The following is a 16,557-nucleotide window of genomic DNA, read 5'->3' as shown; positions in this document are numbered from 1 at the left end:
GTCCCGGCTCAGCCGGGGCGGCGCACCCTCTGTCGGCCGCCGCGCCCCGTCGATAGGGTGAGCCCTGGGAGCTGGGGAAACGGGGGCGTGATGGCGCGCTACGTCTTCGTGACGTGGGACGGCGGCGGCAATCGCATGCCCACCATCACGATCGCGCGGGCGCTCGCGGAGCGCGGGCACGACGTGCGCATCCTCGGACACGACTCCCAGGCAGCGGCCTTCGAGGCTGTCGGCCTGCGGTTCACGGCGTACGCGAGCGCACCCGGTTTCGTGCTGGATCCGAGCCCCGCGGGCCTGCTGCGGCTGTTCACCGACCACGGCCTCGCCGACGACACCGTGGCGCTGCTCGCGGCATTCCCTGCCGACGTCGTGGTGGTCGACTGCACGCTGTTCGCGGTGCTCGACGTCCTCGACCGTATGGACCAGCGCTTCGCAGTGCTCGAGCACACGCTTCACGGCTTCCTGGCCTCCGGCGCGCGCGTGGCCGCGTCCGTGCTGTGGACGCGAGGGATACGCGTACGCGCGCCCCGCCGACACGCGGCACCGATCCTTGTGGCATCCGTACCCGGGTTCGAGGTGCCGTTCCCCGCGCAACATGCGCTGTCTGCGACGCCGGGGGAGGTCGTGTACGCGGGAGCGATGCAGCACGCCGTCGCCGCACGACCCACCACACCCACGGTGGTGCTGAGTCTCAGCACGTTCCGGTTCGCCGACCTCCTCCTGACCTGGCAGCGCGTGCTCGACGCCGTCGAGGGCCTCGACGTCCGGGTGGTCGCCACGCTGGGACCTGCGGTGGGAATGGAGGAGGTTCGCGTACCCCCCGGCATCGAAGTGCATGGGTGGGTGCCCCATGACGAGCTGTTCCCGGAGGCTTCCCTGGTCGTGGGCCACGGCGGACACGGCACCACGCTCGCGGCGCTCGCACACGGGGTGCCGGTGCTCGCGCTTCCCCTCGACCCGACGTCCGATCAGCCTCGCATCGGACGCGCCCTGGTGCGGGCGGGCGTGGGTTCGACGATGTCGAGACGGACGGATGCTGCGACCCTCCGCCGCGCAGTCCAGCAGGCGATGGGAGACGACGCCACGCGGATGCGTGCGCAGCAGCTCGGCGACGCCATCCGGGCCCTCGATGGACCCGGCCGCGCGGCCGAGGTGCTCGAGATGTCGGCGGCCGCTGGGCGGTGAGCTCAGTGGCGGTCCCGGCCGCGAACGCGCAGCCCCGAGGCGATCAGACGACGCACCAGTTCGTGCCCGCTCACATGAACCGCGCCGGCCGCGATCAGGCGCGCATGCGCCTCCTCGGGCACGTCGTAGTGGTCGAGGTCGAATCCGCGCGCAGGAATGCCGTTCGCGGCCGCGAACGCGTGGAGCTCCGCGAGATCGGTGTCTGTCACCAGGTGCGCCCACAGTCGACCGTGCGCCGGCCAGAGAGGATCGTCGATGAGGATCGCCACGTGCAGATCCTACGCACTGGCGCCGCGACACGGCCCGGCGCGCTTTCGCGGAGTGTTCCCGCATCTGGTAAAGTAGACCCTTGGTGCGTCGAGACATCCGCACCAAGTCTTCATTGACGTCCCCGAGTGCGTGCGCGCGCTCCCAGAAGAAACAGGTGTGAAGTGGTTTACGCAGTTGTGCGCGCCGGCGGCCGGCAGGAGAAGGTCGAGGTCGGCACGATCGTCGTTCTCGACCGCCAGGCCGCGAAGATCGGCGACAAGATCGAGCTCCCCGCGGTGCTCTTCGTCGACGGTGACACCGTCACGACCGACGCCGACAAGCTCGCGAAGGTCACCGTGACCGCCGAGGTGCTCGGCGAGGAGCGCGGCCCGAAGATCGTGATTCAGAAGTTCAAGAACAAGACCGGCTACAAGAAGCGCCAGGGGCACCGTCAGGACCTCACGCGCGTCAAGGTCACCGGCATCAAGTAAGCCACAGGAGACGCAGAGATGGCACACAAAAAGGGCGCAAGCTCCACCCGCAACGGTCGTGACTCCAACGCTCAGCGCCTCGGCGTGAAGCGTTTCGGCGGCCAGGCCGTCAACGCCGGCGAGATCCTCGTCCGCCAGCGTGGCACGCACTTCCACCCCGGCGCCAACGTCGGCCGCGGTGGCGACGACACGCTGTTCGCGCTGGCCGCGGGCTCGGTCGAGTTCGGCCAGAAGGGCGGCCGCAAGGTCGTCAACATCGTGGCGGTCGCGGAGTAATCCAGCGAGTCGCACAGACTTCCGGAAGGGGCGGGCTTCGGCTCGCCCCTTCCCTTTATCCCTCTCCCGGCACCCCGGGAGCATGAAGACCTGAGGGGGACCGCATGGTCACGTTCGTCGATCGGGTGACGCTTCACCTGCGAGCCGGCAAGGGCGGCAACGGCTGCGTGTCGGTCAAGCGCGAGAAGTTCAAGCCGCTCGCCGGACCGGACGGCGGCAACGGCGGTCACGGCGGCGACGTCGTGCTCGTCGCCGACCCGCAGGTGACGACGCTGCTCTCCTACCACCACTCGCCGCACCGCTCCAGCGGCAACGGCGGCTTCGGCATGGGCGACCATCGCTCGGGCGCGCTGGGCGAGCCGCTCGAGCTGCCCGTCCCCGTCGGTACGGTCGTCAAGGACGCCTCCGGCGAGACCCTCGTCGACATGATCGAGCCGGGCATGCGCTTCGTGGCGGCCCCCGGCGGTCTCGGCGGCCTCGGCAACGCCGCTCTCGCAAACCCCAAGCGCAAGGCGCCGGGCTTCGCCCTGCTCGGCACGCCCGGCTGGGAGGGCGATGTCCTCCTGGAGCTCAAGACCGTCGCCGACGTCGCGCTCGTCGGCTTCCCCTCGGCGGGCAAGTCGAGTCTCATCGCCGCGATCTCGGCCGCACGGCCCAAGATCGCCGAGTACCCGTTCACCACGCTCCACCCGAACCTCGGCGTCGTTCAGGCGGGGGAGCAGCGCTTCACCGTCGCCGATGTCCCCGGCCTCATCGAAGGCGCGAGCGAGGGCAAGGGCCTGGGGCTCGAATTCCTCCGTCACGTCGAGCGCTGCACGGCGCTCGTCCACGTCCTCGACTGCGCGACGCTCGAGCCGGGGCGCGACCCGCTCAGCGACCTCGACGTCATCCTGGCCGAGCTCGCCGCGTACCCGGTGCCGGATGGGCAGCTTCCACTGCTCGAGCGCCCGCAGCTGGTGGCGCTGAACAAGGTCGACGTCCCCGAGGCGAAGGATCTCGCAGACCTCGTCCGTCCCGACCTCGAGTCGCGCGGCTTCCGCGTGTTCGAGATCTCGACGGTGAGCCACGAAGGGTTGCGCCAGCTCACATTCGCGCTGGGCGACATCGTCGCGAACCACCGCGCCGAGCAGGCCGCCGCTCCCGCGCCGGAGCGCATCGTCATCCGGCCGAAGGGCTCGGAAAAGGACTTCTCGGTGCGCGTCGAGGGCGGCACCTACGGCAACATCTACCGCATCCTCGGCGACAAGCCGCTCAAGTGGGTGCAGCAGACCGACTTCCAGAACGAGGAGGCCGTCGGCTACCTGGGTGACCGTCTCGAGAAGCTGGGCGTCGAGGTCGAGCTGTTCCGCGCCGGCGCGACCCCCGGCGCCACCGTCGTGATCGGCGAGGGTGACGGCATCGTCTTCGACTGGGAGCCCTCGATCTCGTCGAACGCGGAGCTCATGACCGCCCCGCGCGGCACCGATCCTCGTCTACTGCGCGACACGCGTCGCACCACCTCGGAGCGCCGCGAGCGGTACCACGACATGATGGACGCCAAGGCCGACGCGCGCGCCGAGCTCGAGGCCGAGCGGATCGCCGAGCGCTACCGCGACCAGGAGGACTCGGAGTGAGCGCGCGGGAGCGCAGCGACCTCCCGTTCGCCCGCCGCGTCGTCGTCAAGGTCGGATCCTCTTCGATCAGCGGCGACAACGCCCACAAGATCAAGCCGATCGTCGACGCCCTCGCCGCCGCGCACGGACGCGGAACGGAGGTCGTGCTCGTCTCGTCCGGTGCCATCGCGACAGGAATGCCCTACCTCCTCCTCGACGAGCGCCCGAGCGACCTCGCGACCCAGCAGGCGGCGGCCGCGGTCGGCCAGAACGTGCTCATCTACCGCTATCAGGAGTCGCTGCGCCCGTTCCGCATCGTCGCCGGCCAGGTGCTCCTCACTGCGGGTGACCTCGAGAACGCGACGCACCGCTCCAACGCGCGCCGCGCCATGGAGCGGCTCCTGGGCCTGCGCATCCTCCCGATCGTCAACGAGAACGACACCGTCGCGACCCACGAGATCCGCTTCGGAGACAACGACCGACTCGCCGCGCTGGTCGCGCAGTTGATCGGCGCCGACGCCCTCGTACTGCTCAGCGACATCGAGTGCCTCTACACGCGTCCGCCGGACGAGCCCGGCGCGCTGCCGATCCCGCGTGTCATGTACGGCGACGACCTGCACGGCTTCGAGTTCGGCTCGGTCGTGGTCAACAGCGTCGGCACCGGGGGAGCGGCCACCAAGGTCTCGGCCGCACGGCTGGCCGCAGCATCCGGAATCGGCGTCCTCGTCACCAGCGCCGACCTTGTCGGCGAGGCGCTGTCGGGCGACGAGATCGGCACGTGGTTCCAGCCCAACCCCGAGCCCACGGCGGCGGCCGCGACGGGTCCGGTGCGCACCGCGGTCGATAAACTGGGCTGATGACCACCACCGCCACGACGGCACGCGAACGGATGCTGCTCGCCAAGGACGCTGCACGCAGCATCGGCCTCCTCGGCGACGACGCGAAGCGCGATGCGCTCCTCGCGATCGCCGACGCGATCGAGGCCGCGACGCCGGAGATCGTGGCGGCCAACGCGGATGATCTCCGCCGCGGCAGCGAGAGTGGCCTCTCGACAGCGCTGCAGGACCGCCTGCGCCTCGACGAGCCGCGCGTCGCCGCCCTCGCCGCGGCGGTGCGCGAGATCGCCGCCCTGCCCGATCCCGTCGGCCGGGTCCTCGATGAGAGGACGCTGGCGAACGGCGTGTCGCTCACCAAGGTCGCCGTCCCGTTCGGTGTGGTGGGCTCCATCTACGAAGCCCGGCCCAACGTCACCGTCGACATCGCCGCCCTCGCCCTGCGCTCGGGCAACGCGGTCGTCCTCCGGGGCGGCACGGCCGCCGAGCACACCAACGCGGCCCTCGTGCGCGCGATGCGCGGCGCACTGGCCGAGCGGGGCATCGACCCGGAGGCCATCCAGACGGTGGACGAGTTCGGCCGCGAGGGCGCCCGCGAACTGATGCACGCGCGCGGCATCGTCGACGTGCTCGTTCCCCGCGGCAGCGCGCAGCTGATCGAGACGGTGGTGACCGAATCCTCGGTCCCGGTCATCGAGACCGGCGCGGGCGTCGTGCACATCGTCCTCGACGAGACCGCGCCCCTCGACTGGGCGCGCGACATCGTGGTGAACGCCAAGACCCAGCGGCCGAGCGTGTGCAATGCGGTCGAGACCGTCCTCGTGCACCGTGGCGCCGCCGACCGCCTCGTCGGCCCTGTCGTAGCGGCCTTGCAGCAGAGCGGCGTCACCGTCCACGGCGACAAGACCGTCGAGCGCCTCGCCGCAGGTGTGACCCCCGCGACCGACGAGGACTGGGCGACCGAGTATCTGAGCCTCGACCTCGCGATGCGGGTCGTCGACGACCTGGACGACGCGCTCGAGCACATCCGCCGGTACTCGACCCACCACACCGAGTCGATCGTGACGCAGGATGCCGCCAACGAGGCGCGCTTCCTCGCCGAGGTGGATTCGGCCGTGGTGATGGCGAACACGTCGACGCGGTTCACCGACGGCGGCGAGTTCGGCTTCGGCGCCGAGGTCGGCATCTCCACGCAGAAACTGCACGCGCGCGGCCCCATGGGGCTCGCTGAGCTCACGAGTTCGAAGTGGCTTGCGCGGGGTGCCGGGCAGGTCCGCGCGTAACGGAATAGACTTGACCAGTCCTGCGCCCCAGAGGCGAACCCGAATGGAGCCCGAATGACACTCGCCACGATCATCGCCTTTGCCGCCGAAGAGTCGGAGCACCACGGCAACGTCGCCCTCGAGACTGTCGGGTACGGGATCACCGCGATCGTGGTCTTCGCCGCGCTGGCGATCGTGACGCTCTCGTACCGCAATGTGGCGAACCGCCACTCGCACAAGGCCGAGGCGTATGCCAAGGCTCACGCGAACGACGTCCAGCGAGCGGGGCACGGCCACTAAGGCGGCTGCATGTCCTTGGCGACAGCCCCGAGAGTCGGGGTCATGGGCGGCACTTTCGACCCGATCCATCATGGGCACCTGGTCGCCGCCAGCGAGGTGGCACAGTGGTTCGACCTCGATGAGGTCGTCTTCGTGCCGACCGGCGAGCCCTGGCAGAAGGCCGACGTCTCGCCGAGCGAGCATCGATATCTCATGACCGTCATCGCCACGGCATCCAATCCCCGATTCACGGTCAGCCGCGTCGACATCGACCGCGATGGCCCCACCTACACCATCGACACGCTCCGCGATCTGAAGGCCCAGCGCCCCGACGCGGAGCTGTTCTTCATCACCGGTGCCGACGCCATAGCGCAAATTCTCAGTTGGAGGGACCATGATGAGTTGTGGGACCTCGCCCACTTCGTCGCGGTGTCCAGGCCGGGTCATGTTCTGAACACCGACGGTCTGCCCAGCGACGACGTCAGCCAGCTCGAGATCCCCGCCCTCGCGATCTCATCGACGGATTGCCGTGACCGAGTTCAGCGAGGACACCCCGTGTGGTACCTCGTACCCGACGGGGTCGTCCAATACATTGCGAAGCACCATCTCTACCGGAGCAAGGAATGAGTACACCCGAGCACCCGGCGACGCCAGCCCTCACACGTAAGCAGATCCGCGAACTGCGGAACACGGGATCAACCCCCGTCATCACCGCGGCCTCCGCCGACGAGGCCCCCGAGGCTCCCGCCGCGGCAGTCGCGGCGCCCCCGGTCGATGCCGCGCTGCCGACCCCGCCGCCGCCTCCGGTGGCTTCCGCGCCGTTCCCGCGCCCGTCCGAGCCCGCCGCCGTGGCCCCGGCACCCGTTCCCGATTCCGCCGTCGACCTGGGCGTGTCTCCGCTCACGCGCCGCCAGGCGCGCCAGCAGGAGCGCATCCGCACCGCGTCGGTGCCCGTGATCACGCCGGAGGTCGTCGCCGCGCACGCCGCCGCGACCGGCGGAAGCGCCCCGACCTTCGCATTCCCCGTCGCTCCGCCTCCCGTGGGGCCGTTCGACGAGCCCGCGCCCTCGCTTTTCACGCCTGCTCAGGACGACACGCAGGTGTCGACCGACAGCGGTGTGCACGCACTGTTCGGCATCCCGCGCGAGGCTGAACCCGCGCCTGCACCCGCGCCGAGTTGGCAGCAGGCCGCGCCCGCGGCACCGATCGCGGTCCCCGCCTTCGCGGCGCAGCCCTCGGTGCCCGAGGTCGAGGACCACTCGTTCGGCGATGTGTTCGGGGCCGCTGACGACGACGAGGCCGACGAGCCGGTCGCCGCGCCCAAGGCGGTCAACCCGCTGCTCGGCGCCAGCCTGCTCGACGAGGCACCGGTCGCCGGCCAGCCCGCCCCCGTCGAGTTCCCGCCGTCGTTCGACCAGCTCCTGACGCGCACAACCGGCGCGATCGCCATCCCCAACGCGCTGATCGTGTCGCAGGCGCCCGAAGTCGCTCCGCTGGTGGCGCCGGTGACGGCGACCGGCGAGGTCATCGTCACCGGCACGTTCAACCTGCCGGAAGGGCTCGGTTCGACCGGCCACGCGAAGGGCACCGCCGACGGCAAGGAGATCGACGCGACGCTCGTCGACGGCGAGCTGCCGTCGCACTCGTCGCCCACACCGATCGCCGCAAGCGCCGCCGTCAGCACCGCGAAGGCGCCCGGCGACGTCATCAAGCCGCCGGTGCCCGAGAAGGGCGGCAAGCTCATGATGTCGCTCGCGATCACCGCGGGCGTGCTGGCCCTCGCTCTCGTGGGCGTTCTGATCCTCGCCTTCGTGACAGGAGTCTTCTGATGGTGGCGAGTGCGCAGTCCCACGACATGCTCCAGATCGCTGCGGCCGCGGCCGACGCGAAGGGCGGCGAGGATCTCGTCGCCCTCGACGTGTCGGAGCCGCTTCCGCTCGTCGACATCTTCCTGCTGGTCACCGGGCGCAGCGAGCGCAACGTGGCGGCGATCGCCGACGAGATCGAGGACAAGCTGCTCGAGGCGGGCCACAAGCGCCTGCGTCGCGAAGGCCGCGAGGAATCGCGGTGGATCCTCATCGACTTCGGCGACCTGGTGGTGCATGTGTTCCACGAGCAGGAGCGTGTCTATTACGGCCTCGAGCGGCTGTGGAAGGACTGCCCCGTGGTTCCGATCACGCTGCCCGCGCGCGCGACCGCGGAGGAGTGATCCTGGTACGGAGCACTCCTCGGAGTGTTGTAAGCTAGACGAGTTGCCCCGCGAGAGCGGGAACAGCGTCTGGGCCTGTGGCGCAGCTGGTAGCGCACCTGCATGGCATGCAGGGGGTCAGGGGTTCGAGTCCCCTCAGGTCCACCAAAATCTCCCGGAAGTCCGCGGCTTTTCGCCGCGGCTTCGGCGCCCGGTGGAGGCTTGACGGGGCTCGGTCGCCTTTTACTCGCCTTTTTAAACCGTTCGCACTCGTGAGCAACCGGTACGGATCGGTGAAATCCGGCGGGCGGTCTTGTCTCCCGGGCCTCGGTATCGGGGCTGATCGGAGCGGTCCCGGATCACGCGTACGCACCTATCCGGAAACTCGACGGACTTCCCGACGTCCAGCTGAACGGCCTCGTCGTGCCGTCGACGCCGATTCGACGTGCGAAGCGGGGCGTTGAGATGCCGCGACCAAAGCTTGAGTCCGGAACATGGGGCGACTTCAGCGAGGCGACCCTAGCAAACGGAAAGACCGTCCTCACGGCTCGTTATCGGCGTCTCGACGGCAGCGAGTCGAAGACCACTGCGCAGGGCGGTAACAGGGCCGAAGCCAGGCGCAAGCTTCTCGCGAAGCTGCCCGCGCTCGTTGCGAAGGACGGACCCGAGAAACCATCGACGGTGCGTGCAGAGCCGCGCACATTCCGCGATCTCGCTCTGGAGTGGATCGAGCACGATCGACTCAGAATGGAGCAGGGAGAGATCGCGCCCTCGACCTTCGGGGAACACGAGCGCATCACCCGAAACATCCTCATTCCGCGTCTCGGCGAGGAGATCGTCGACCAGATCACGACGCGGGGCATCGCCGTGACGTACCACCAGATGGTGAGGGAGTGGTCGGCGCAGGCACGCAACGCGAAGGGTGTGCTGTCCCTGATCATGACGTTCGCAGCCCAGATGGGCCTCGTTGAACGCAATCTCGTACGTGAGGTACCCGCGATCCGCCGGAAGAAGAGGGAGATCTTCGCGCCGGGGATCGACGAGCTGCGCACATTCCGTGCAGCGGTCGTCGCCTACAACGAGGATCCCGACCGCCCGGGCCCGATGCCCGGCCCACTGCTGCTGGACACGATCGACATGATCCTCGCGACGGGCCTTCGCATCGGCGAGGTGCTTGGGCTGAGGTGGGAGGAGGATGTCTTCCTCGACGAGATGTCGCCGTACGTCGTCGTCAACGGCGCCGTGAAGGAGAAGGGCGGCGCCAAACGCTGGGAGCCGTTCCCGAAGACGGAAGCCGGGCGGCGCGAGATCGCGGTCCCGGACTTTGCCGTCGCAATCCTACTGCGCCGTCTGGTCGACAACGCGGGTGGAAGCGCATTCGTGTTTCACACGCGCACCCTTCGGCCGAACGGACCACAGGACGTGCATCGGTCTCTCCGGAACGTCCGGCGGCACGCGCGCCTTGCCGACGACTACGTGCCCCACGCCCTACGGAAGTCCGTCGGCACCGTCGTAGCAAAGACAATCGGACTCGAGAACACCGCGCTGCTCCTTGGGCACGAGCGCTCACGAGTCACCGAGCAGTTCTACGCGAAGCGAACCCGTGAGGCTCCGGACGTGCGCTACATCGTGCAGGCCGTCCACGACAGCATCAATGGGGTCGCCCCGGGCGAGGAACCGGCGCACTAGCTGTACCCGGGCGATCGCTCTCTCTGACGGCGCGTCACTTACGTTGGATGCGATGGAGTCTCACCGGCTGGTTCCGGTTGCATGGGGTCTGTGTGCACTCGGCGCACCTTCTCTTCATGGATCTGAACGACATCGCCGACCAGAACGAGTGGGGCCTCGAGCATTTGATGAATGTCCGGGAAGTCGCTGCACACCTGCGCGTGCCTGTCTCAACCGTCTACGACTGGCGCACCCGCGGGCTCGGCCCTCCTGCTCATCGTTTCGGAAAGCATCTTGCCTTTGCCGTGTCGGATGTCCAGGTCTGGATTCAGCAACACCGAGATCCCACTCCGCCTGCGTCGGGGGCGGGATCGGTCGCTGGGCGTATTGGCTAGTTCTGGCGACATGCCCGGTCGTTCATCCGGGTCGACATCGTCCGGGATGTACGCAACTTCTGCGCTTCGTATCTCGTTGCGGCAGATTCCGACGAAGCGCGCCCGTGATGGACGGCTGCCCGCCGCCGCGTCAGCCGACCGGCTTGTTGCGGTAACGGCCGACGAGCTCCGGAGCTGCGACCTGCAGTCGCGCCGGAGGGAGGCCATCGCGCAGCAATTCGAGGTCGTCGCAGACCATTTCGCCGATGCTGAAGAAGGCTTGGGGGATGCCGCCCGCACGGTGGGCCGAGACGACCACGTTCTTCAACTCGAGGAACGGATCGTCGGAAGGGATCGGTTCGAGCGGCCACACGTCGATTGCGGCGTGCAGCTTTCCCGCCTGGAGGCGTTCGAGCAGTGCGTCGTAGTCGACGACCGCGGCGCGGCTGACCAGGATCAGGCGTGCCCCAGGCCTGAGTAGATCGAGCTTCTCAGCGCTCAGGAGGTGCTCACTGTCCGCGGTCGCGGTCGCGAAGACGAAGACGAAATCGCTCGACTGGAGCGTTTCCTCCAGGCTGGCTGAGATCGCGCCAGCGTCGCGGATGATGCTGTCCGGCAGCCACGGGTCGTGGATGCGGATTTCGTTGTGGAACGGCTCGAGGAGTGCGTGGAACGCCCGGCCGAGGTTGCCGTAGCCGATGAGTCCCACGCGCGCGCCGCGGAGCAGGATCGAGTCGGAGGTGGTGGCCGAGACGATGGAGGTCGAGCCGTTGCGGGTTGCGTGATCCTCCCGCGTGATGCCGCGGGCGATGTCGAGGGCGAGGGCGAGGGAGTACTCGGCGACGGCCTGAGAATACGCGGTGCCGCACCCGAGAACGCGGGTGCCGTTGGCGAAGGCGGTTGGATAGTCGATGTTGGGGAAGAAGTTCCCCTCGACATTGACGATCGCCCGCAGGGCGGGTGCGGTGCGGAGAGCGTCGGCGCTGAGGTCTGGCTGGCCGACGACGGCGAACGCGGTGGGCAGTCGTCGGGCGAAGTCCTCGTGGTCGGGGTGTGCCTCATAGTCGATGACGTCGAAGCTGCTGGTGAAGCGCGTCCAGGATTCGGGGCTGAAGATGCGGTCCCTCAGCTGGGGAGCGGGGTTGAACAACACAACGGGCTTGGTCATGAGGGGATTCCTGGGTTCTTTTCGATCGCGGTCGGCTTCACCGAAGTGGTTGCCGCACACGTTGGGATGGCTAGGCGGGAATTGACGCGTAGGTGGTTTCCACCCACGCGCCGGCGGAGTCGACAGAATCGAGTACGGCGTCGCAGAGTTCTGCGGCGCGCAGGCCATCGGCGAGCTGCGGCAGACCGCGTTGTGCTTCTCCGGTCAGGCTGCCTGCGAAGTGGGAGTAGCTGTCTGCGACAAAGGCGTTGAAGGCGTCTTGGTAACCCTGCGGGTGGCCACCAGGAAGGAAGGAGAGTCGCGCGGCATCCGCGGACAGTTGCGCTGAGTCTCGTGCGAGTTCCGTGCCACCCCGCAGACCACCCTTCCAGAGGGTCTCGGGTTGCTCCTGATCGAAGGCGAAGCTGGCGTGGGATCCGGAGATCTCCAGGTGGAGTCGGTTCTTCCGGCCGGCGGACACTTGAGAGACGACCATCGCGCCGATGACGCCCTGATCGGTCCGGAACTGCACCGACATCGCATCCTCTGTCGTCGCGGCGCGTCCGGCCCTGTGCGGGAATGCGGTGAACGCCTGCGCGCTGACGTGTGCGACACGGTCTCCCGTGACGAACTCGAGGAGGTCGAACCAATGCGAGCCGATGTCTGCGAACGCGCGAGAGCGACCACCTTGGCCGGGGTCGACGCGCCAGTTCGACGCGCTCTCGGCGGCGAGCCAGTCCTGCAGGTAGCTCCCCTGAATCACGCTGGGCGTCCCCAGTGCACCGGATGCGATCTGTGCGCGCATCTCCCGCACCATCGGATGGAATCGGTAGACGAAGGGGACGGAGCCACCCAGACCTGTGCGCGCCGCGGCATCCAGGATCGATCCCGCAGAAGCGCTGCTCGTCGCAAGCGGCTTCTCGCACACCACCCATTTGCCGGCGTACAGCGCCTGCGTCGCGTACTCCTCGTGCGTCGCATTCGGGCTGCACACGTGCACGACGTCGATGTCGTCGCGCCGCAGGAGGTCGCTGACGCTGGCCTCCGCATCCAGAGCTGCGGTGTTCTGTCTGGCAAGGCGGGCGCCATCGGGAGAGCCCGCCGTGGCCGCAACGACCGTGGCGCCGATGGCGCGAACAGCGCGGGCGTGCACGGTGGCCATGAAACCGCCGCCGATGATCGCGGCGCGCAAGGGCGTGGGGGAGTAGGTCATGGTGGCCTCAATCAAGGACGAGATCGGAGTGCGGGACGGTCAGCGAATGAGATCCCCCCGGCAGGGTGATCTCGTCCGCGCCGGGAAGTCGGACGACCCCTTCCACATCGACGGGGAGTTGGACCTCGAGGGCCAGCTCGCCCCCGCGCAGCTGCCAGGAGACCGAGATCAGGCCGTGCGGACTGTCGAGGGTAGTCTCGGCGAAGCTGAGGTCGCCTCCCGGGGTGGGGGCGATCAGCACTCGGGAGTATCCGGGGGCGAGAGGTGACAGGCCGCCGACGGAGCGATGCAGCCAGTCGGCCACGGCGCCGAGTGCGTAGTGGTTGAAACTCGTCATCTCGCCGGGGTTGATCGAGCCGTCGGGAAGCATGGAGTCCCAGCGCTCCCAGACCGTGGTTGCCCCCATGGTCACGGGGTAGAGCCAGCTCGGGCACTCGGTCTGCAGAAGCAGCCGGTAGGCGGCCGCGATGTGTCCGGTTGACGAGAGGGCGTCGGAGATGAACGGCGTACCCGCGAAGCCGGTGGAGATGTGGTACCCGGACTGTTCGACGAGCTCTGCGAGACGGTCGCCGGCCTTCTGCACCGATGCCTCATCGAGGATGCCGAAGGCGATGGCCAGTGCGTACACGGTCGGCGCGTCGCTCAGAATCCGACCGTCGTCCGAGTCGACGTACTCCCGGTTGAAGGCGACGCGAAGCGATGACGCCATGGAGTCGAACTCGGTGGCCTCGGCTGTTCGGTCGAGGACCCGTGCGGCGTCGGCGATCATGCGAGCGCTTCGGTAGGCGCAGGCGGTCGCCACGACCCCCTTGTTCGCCTTCGAATTCCAGGGTTCGTCCGGCGCAGAGGTCGGGTCGAGCCAGTCGCCGAATTGGAATCCGGCGTCCCAGAGGCCGTTGGGCGAGAGAAGGGTGCGCACTCGGCGGCCGTGCGCGAGCATCGAGTCGAACTGGCGAGTGAGCACGGTCTTGTGCCCGTACGCCTCCCAGAGCGCCCACGGCACCCAGACCGCCGCATCGCCCCAGATGGCGATCGTCCCGGCGGGCGGAAGACCGATGTCGACGTTCTTGAGAGCGTCGGGCGCGAACAACGGCACATCGCCGAGTTGCGCCTGCTCGAAGGCCACATCACGCAGCCATTCCGTCAGGAAATCCTCGGTGTCGTAGAGGAAGTTGGCGGTCGGGGCGAAGACGGCGAGGTCGCCGGTATAGCCGAGACGCTCGTCGCGCTGGGGGCAGTCGGTGGGGACCGCGAGGAAGTTGCCGCGAAGCCCCCAGACGATGTTCTCGTGAAGCCTGTTCACGAGCTCATTCGAACTGCGGAAGTGACCGATCCGGCGAAGGTCGTTGTGCACGACGACGCCCGTGATGTTCGCCTCGGTCAGCGGCGTTCCCTCCGGCCAACCGGTGATCTCCGCGTACCGGAAGCCGTGGAAGGTGAAGGTCGGCTCGAACTCATCGAGTTCTCCGGAGAGGATGAACCGGTCAGTCGCCTTCGCTGCGCGCAGAGGGCGGGTGCTGAGCTCTTCGTGCTCGAGCACTTCGGCGTGACGGACGGTGATCGTCGTGCCAGCGGGGCCTTGGACTCGAATCTTGACCCAGCCCACGATGTTTTGTCCGAAGTCGATGAGTGTGGCTCCCGACGGCGCCTCCCAGATCCGCTCTGGACGGCGAAGCTCCTGTCGCCGAATGGCCGGACCTTCGCCTTCGACCAGAAGCGACAGATCGGCGTCCACGATCCGGACCGCGCTGCCCGAGCGGAGGGCACTCAGATCTGGGCGGGCGCGCGCGTCGATGGTCTGGCCGTTGTAGAGGTCGTCCTCGAGAATTCCCGACGCCGATGCGCTCCACGACTCGTCGGTCCCGATCAACTGTTCGTGGCCGTCCTCGAACACGATCCGCAGCTCAGCCCAGCCGGCACGCTCGTCGCCGTAGAGTGCCGACTCGCCGGTCCACCCGAGATATCCGCGGTACCAGCCGTTGCCGACGACGAGGGCGAGAGTGAACTCATCGCCGAGCAGCGACGAGACGTCGTGCTCGACAGTGCGGATGCGGTGATCGTAGCTCGTCCATCCGGGCGTGAGCAGGTCCGAGGAAACCGGCCGACCATCGATCCACGCTTCGACGACGCCCAGTGCACTGATGGCAAGGCGAGCGGAGGTCACGGTGCCGTGGCCTCGGTCGAGAGCGATGCGCCGGAAAAGGACAGGCGCGCCGTCGATGCCCTCGGCGGCAGTGATGAATCGGATGGTGTGCGTCACGGTGTGTCTCCTTCGCCGCCCGCTGCGATGCGGTGCTGAACCATTCAAAATTAGTCCAGGCGGTCAGCTTTCGAGGAGACTACCCTCCGAGTGCCGGATCTGTCCAGTCGCGCATCACTCGGGGTGCGGCACGAGGGGCACGGTCAGGAGCGACTGCATGAATCTTTGGACATCGGAAACCATGTCGACTGCGTCTCGGTCATACAGCCACTGCAGCTGGAGTCCCTCCACGACCGCGACGAGCGTGCGGGCGGCGTGGTCCGGATCGACTCCGGGCTGCAGTCGGCCATCGTCCGCGAGCGCGATCAGGGACCCCCGCACCACCTCGGTGATCCAGCGATACCGGGTGCGGAAATACTCGTGTACAGGGTGCGCGGGCGCGGTCGCCTCTGCGGAGAGCACGCTGTAGAGCTCGACAAGGCCCGGGTCGTTGACGTTGTCGCGGATGAGTGCGAGGAACTCCCGCAGTCCCTCGATTCCGGGTTGTGCGTCAGCGGAGAAATGCTTCCGGCTGCGTTCGTCGCGCCGTTCGAGAACCGCCGCCAGGAGGTTCTCCTTGGTCTTGAAATGAAAAAGCACGACGCCGTGGCTGATGCCCGCCAGCTCGGCGATGTCGCGCAGAGATCCCTTGCCGTATCCGCGGGCGGAGAACACCTCGAAGGCGGCATCGAGAATCTGCTCACGGCGGGCAGTGGTCTTCGCGTACGATCCGCGAGCGGCAGGTTCGGGGGGCATGGCGGGAACCCTAGCATCGCGGGTTCGCTCGACTGCTTCAGGTCGTTGTGGCCGCAGTGCCCGCGCGATCAGGTCGGCTGGTCAGCGTCGAACGAGGTCCGCACAACGCTCTCCAGGAATCGACGTGTCAGCGTGGCCTGGCTCACCTGATCGACGGCATGAAGTCGCTGCAGCTGAAGGCCGTCGGACAGCCCAACGTACATCTGCGCTGCTTCGGCGGGAATCACCCCCGGCCGTAGGTCACCATCCTCTGCCGCTTCGGCGAAGGCCTGGCGCACGGTGCCCAGAATCAAGAGATAGCGGTCGCGGAAGTAGGCGTGCGCAGGGTGATCGTCGATGGTCGCCTCGGCGGCGAGGATCGCGTACAGCTGGGTCAGCCCGCGGTCGTGTTCGTCGCGTTCCGCGATCTCCATGAGGCCCCGGAACATGTCGACCCCACGTCGACCCCGGAGGTGACTCGCCGCATCCTCGTCTCGTTCTTGGAGGACGGCTTCGAGCAGGCCGGACTTGGTCGGAAAGTGATGGGTCACTCCGGGCATCGTCATTCCGGCGCGCTTGGCGATCTCGCTCATCGAGCTGTTCAGGTAGCCGTAGCGCGCGAACACCTCGAAGGCGGCTTCGAGGATCTCCTCGCGCCGCTTGGGCGTCTTCGCGTAGGCGCCGCGGGGGCCTGGACTCCTGGGCATCGATTCACGATATCAAAACCTTTGATGCATAAAAACTTTTGGCCTCGAAGATTTTCATGTTAGATTCGCGTCGTCGTCGCAACCCGTGCCGACGAACCCGTCCGTTCCGAAAGGACGTG

Annotated in this window: 18 protein-coding genes and 1 tRNA gene; 13 read left to right on the top strand and 6 right to left on the bottom strand. The window is 68.0% G+C overall.

Features of this window, described 5'->3' with window-relative positions; translation table 11 throughout:
- The first annotated feature begins 90 nt into the window (after window positions 1-90).
- Window positions 91-1,185, top strand: a complete 1,095-nt coding sequence (locus ACVN90_RS09915; protein ID WP_475101936.1) for a glycosyltransferase — start codon at window positions 91-93, stop codon at window positions 1,183-1,185.
- A 2-nt stretch (window positions 1,186-1,187) separates the two neighbouring features.
- Here ACVN90_RS09915 and ACVN90_RS09910 read toward each other — a convergent pair whose 3' ends face one another.
- A complete protein-coding gene (locus ACVN90_RS09910) occupies window positions 1,188-1,454 on the bottom strand; it encodes a DUF4031 domain-containing protein (protein ID WP_475101935.1) in 267 nt (88 codons plus the stop codon).
- Window positions 1,455-1,616: 162 nt separating this feature from the next.
- Here ACVN90_RS09910 and rplU point away from each other — a divergent pair, with 162 nt between their 5' ends.
- The 12 genes from rplU to ACVN90_RS09850 all read left to right on the top strand — a co-directional run bounded on the left by rplU (window position 1,617) and on the right by ACVN90_RS09850 (window position 10,418).
- Window positions 1,617-1,925, top strand: coding sequence for a 50S ribosomal protein L21 (gene rplU / locus ACVN90_RS09905; RefSeq protein WP_026059456.1), 309 nt, complete (start codon window positions 1,617-1,619; stop codon window positions 1,923-1,925).
- Between the two features lie 18 nt (window positions 1,926-1,943).
- On the top strand, window positions 1,944-2,201 hold the full coding sequence (gene rpmA / locus ACVN90_RS09900) for a 50S ribosomal protein L27 (protein ID WP_045302739.1): 258 nt from the start codon (window positions 1,944-1,946) through the stop codon (window positions 2,199-2,201).
- Window positions 2,202-2,305: 104 nt separating this feature from the next.
- Window positions 2,306-3,814: a GTPase ObgE gene (gene obgE / locus ACVN90_RS09895; RefSeq protein ID WP_475101934.1), complete on the top strand. Its 1,509-nt coding sequence runs from the start codon at window positions 2,306-2,308 to the stop codon at window positions 3,812-3,814.
- Window positions 3,811-4,650, top strand: a complete 840-nt coding sequence (gene proB, locus ACVN90_RS09890; RefSeq protein ID WP_475101933.1) for a glutamate 5-kinase — start codon at window positions 3,811-3,813, stop codon at window positions 4,648-4,650. The genes obgE and proB overlap by 4 nt, the downstream gene beginning before the upstream one ends.
- Entirely contained in the window at window positions 4,650-5,909 is a 1,260-nt protein-coding gene (locus ACVN90_RS09885) for a glutamate-5-semialdehyde dehydrogenase (RefSeq protein WP_475101932.1), read from the top strand. Before proB ends, ACVN90_RS09885 begins: the two co-directional genes overlap by 1 nt.
- A gap of 54 nt (window positions 5,910-5,963) precedes the next feature.
- Window positions 5,964-6,188 carry a hypothetical protein gene (locus ACVN90_RS09880; protein ID WP_475101931.1) on the top strand — a complete coding sequence of 75 codons (225 nt, stop codon included), beginning with the start codon at window positions 5,964-5,966 and terminating at the stop codon, window positions 6,186-6,188.
- 9 nt (window positions 6,189-6,197) lie between these two features.
- The gene (nadD, locus tag ACVN90_RS09875; protein WP_116193242.1) at window positions 6,198-6,794 is read left to right on the top strand and encodes a nicotinate-nucleotide adenylyltransferase; all 597 of its coding nucleotides are present in this window, start codon (window positions 6,198-6,200) and stop codon (window positions 6,792-6,794) included.
- The gene (locus tag ACVN90_RS09870) at window positions 6,791-7,996 is read left to right on the top strand and encodes a hypothetical protein (protein ID WP_475101930.1); all 1,206 of its coding nucleotides are present in this window, start codon (window positions 6,791-6,793) and stop codon (window positions 7,994-7,996) included. The genes nadD and ACVN90_RS09870 overlap by 4 nt, the downstream gene beginning before the upstream one ends.
- A complete protein-coding gene (gene rsfS, locus ACVN90_RS09865) occupies window positions 7,996-8,376 on the top strand; it encodes a ribosome silencing factor (RefSeq protein ID WP_045302730.1) in 381 nt (126 codons plus the stop codon). The genes ACVN90_RS09870 and rsfS overlap by 1 nt, the downstream gene beginning before the upstream one ends.
- Window positions 8,377-8,447: 71 nt before the next feature.
- Window positions 8,448-8,523: transfer RNA gene (locus tag ACVN90_RS09860), tRNA-Ala, on the top strand.
- 255 nt (window positions 8,524-8,778) lie between these two features.
- The gene (locus ACVN90_RS09855) at window positions 8,779-10,044 is read left to right on the top strand and encodes a tyrosine-type recombinase/integrase (RefSeq protein WP_475101929.1); all 1,266 of its coding nucleotides are present in this window, start codon (window positions 8,779-8,781) and stop codon (window positions 10,042-10,044) included.
- 116 nt (window positions 10,045-10,160) lie between these two features.
- The gene (locus ACVN90_RS09850; protein WP_475101928.1) at window positions 10,161-10,418 is read left to right on the top strand and encodes a helix-turn-helix transcriptional regulator; all 258 of its coding nucleotides are present in this window, start codon (window positions 10,161-10,163) and stop codon (window positions 10,416-10,418) included.
- Window positions 10,419-10,548: 130 nt separating this feature from the next.
- Here the strand turns inward: ACVN90_RS09850 and ACVN90_RS09845 are convergent, their stop codons facing one another.
- The 5 genes from ACVN90_RS09845 to ACVN90_RS09825 form a co-directional block, all read right to left on the bottom strand.
- Window positions 10,549-11,565, bottom strand: coding sequence for an NAD(P)-dependent oxidoreductase (locus ACVN90_RS09845; protein ID WP_475101927.1), 1,017 nt, complete (start codon window positions 11,563-11,565; stop codon window positions 10,549-10,551).
- 70 nt (window positions 11,566-11,635) lie between these two features.
- Window positions 11,636-12,757 (bottom strand): Gfo/Idh/MocA family protein, encoded by a 1,122-nt coding sequence (locus ACVN90_RS09840; protein WP_475101926.1) that lies wholly within the window; start codon window positions 12,755-12,757, stop codon window positions 11,636-11,638.
- Window positions 12,758-12,764: 7 nt separating this feature from the next.
- Window positions 12,765-15,017, bottom strand: a complete 2,253-nt coding sequence (locus tag ACVN90_RS09835) for an alpha-L-rhamnosidase (RefSeq protein WP_475101925.1) — start codon at window positions 15,015-15,017, stop codon at window positions 12,765-12,767.
- Between the two features lie 114 nt (window positions 15,018-15,131).
- Window positions 15,132-15,752, bottom strand: a complete 621-nt coding sequence (locus ACVN90_RS09830; protein WP_475101924.1) for a TetR/AcrR family transcriptional regulator — start codon at window positions 15,750-15,752, stop codon at window positions 15,132-15,134.
- A gap of 68 nt (window positions 15,753-15,820) precedes the next feature.
- Window positions 15,821-16,438, bottom strand: coding sequence for a TetR family transcriptional regulator (locus ACVN90_RS09825; RefSeq protein ID WP_475101923.1), 618 nt, complete (start codon window positions 16,436-16,438; stop codon window positions 15,821-15,823).
- Window positions 16,439-16,557 lie beyond the last annotated feature (119 nt).

It is taken from the genome of Microbacterium sp. F01, from assembly GCF_056156365.1.
Note: the sequence above shows the minus strand (reverse complement) of the source record. Positions and strands in the feature narration are given on the sequence as shown.

Coding starts and splice junctions, on each gene's coding strand:
- ACVN90_RS09915 (WP_475101936.1), top strand. CDS start 91: ATGGCGCGCTACGTCTTCGTGACGTGGGACGGCGGCGGCAATCGCATG.
- rpmA (WP_045302739.1), top strand. CDS start 1,944: ATGGCACACAAAAAGGGCGCAAGCTCCACCCGCAACGGTCGTGACTCC.
- obgE (WP_475101934.1), top strand. CDS start 2,306: ATGGTCACGTTCGTCGATCGGGTGACGCTTCACCTGCGAGCCGGCAAG.
- ACVN90_RS09885 (WP_475101932.1), top strand. CDS start 4,650: ATGACCACCACCGCCACGACGGCACGCGAACGGATGCTGCTCGCCAAG.
- ACVN90_RS09880 (WP_475101931.1), top strand. CDS start 5,964: ATGACACTCGCCACGATCATCGCCTTTGCCGCCGAAGAGTCGGAGCAC.
- nadD (WP_116193242.1), top strand. CDS start 6,198: ATGTCCTTGGCGACAGCCCCGAGAGTCGGGGTCATGGGCGGCACTTTC.
- ACVN90_RS09870 (WP_475101930.1), top strand. CDS start 6,791: ATGAGTACACCCGAGCACCCGGCGACGCCAGCCCTCACACGTAAGCAG.
- rsfS (WP_045302730.1), top strand. CDS start 7,996: ATGGTGGCGAGTGCGCAGTCCCACGACATGCTCCAGATCGCTGCGGCC.
- ACVN90_RS09850 (WP_475101928.1), top strand. CDS start 10,161: ATGGATCTGAACGACATCGCCGACCAGAACGAGTGGGGCCTCGAGCAT.
- ACVN90_RS09845 (WP_475101927.1), bottom strand. CDS start 11,565: ATGACCAAGCCCGTTGTGTTGTTCAACCCCGCTCCCCAGCTGAGGGAC.
- ACVN90_RS09840 (WP_475101926.1), bottom strand. CDS start 12,757: ATGACCTACTCCCCCACGCCCTTGCGCGCCGCGATCATCGGCGGCGGT.
- ACVN90_RS09830 (WP_475101924.1), bottom strand. CDS start 15,752: ATGCCCCCCGAACCTGCCGCTCGCGGATCGTACGCGAAGACCACTGCC.
- ACVN90_RS09825 (WP_475101923.1), bottom strand. CDS start 16,438: ATGCCCAGGAGTCCAGGCCCCCGCGGCGCCTACGCGAAGACGCCCAAG.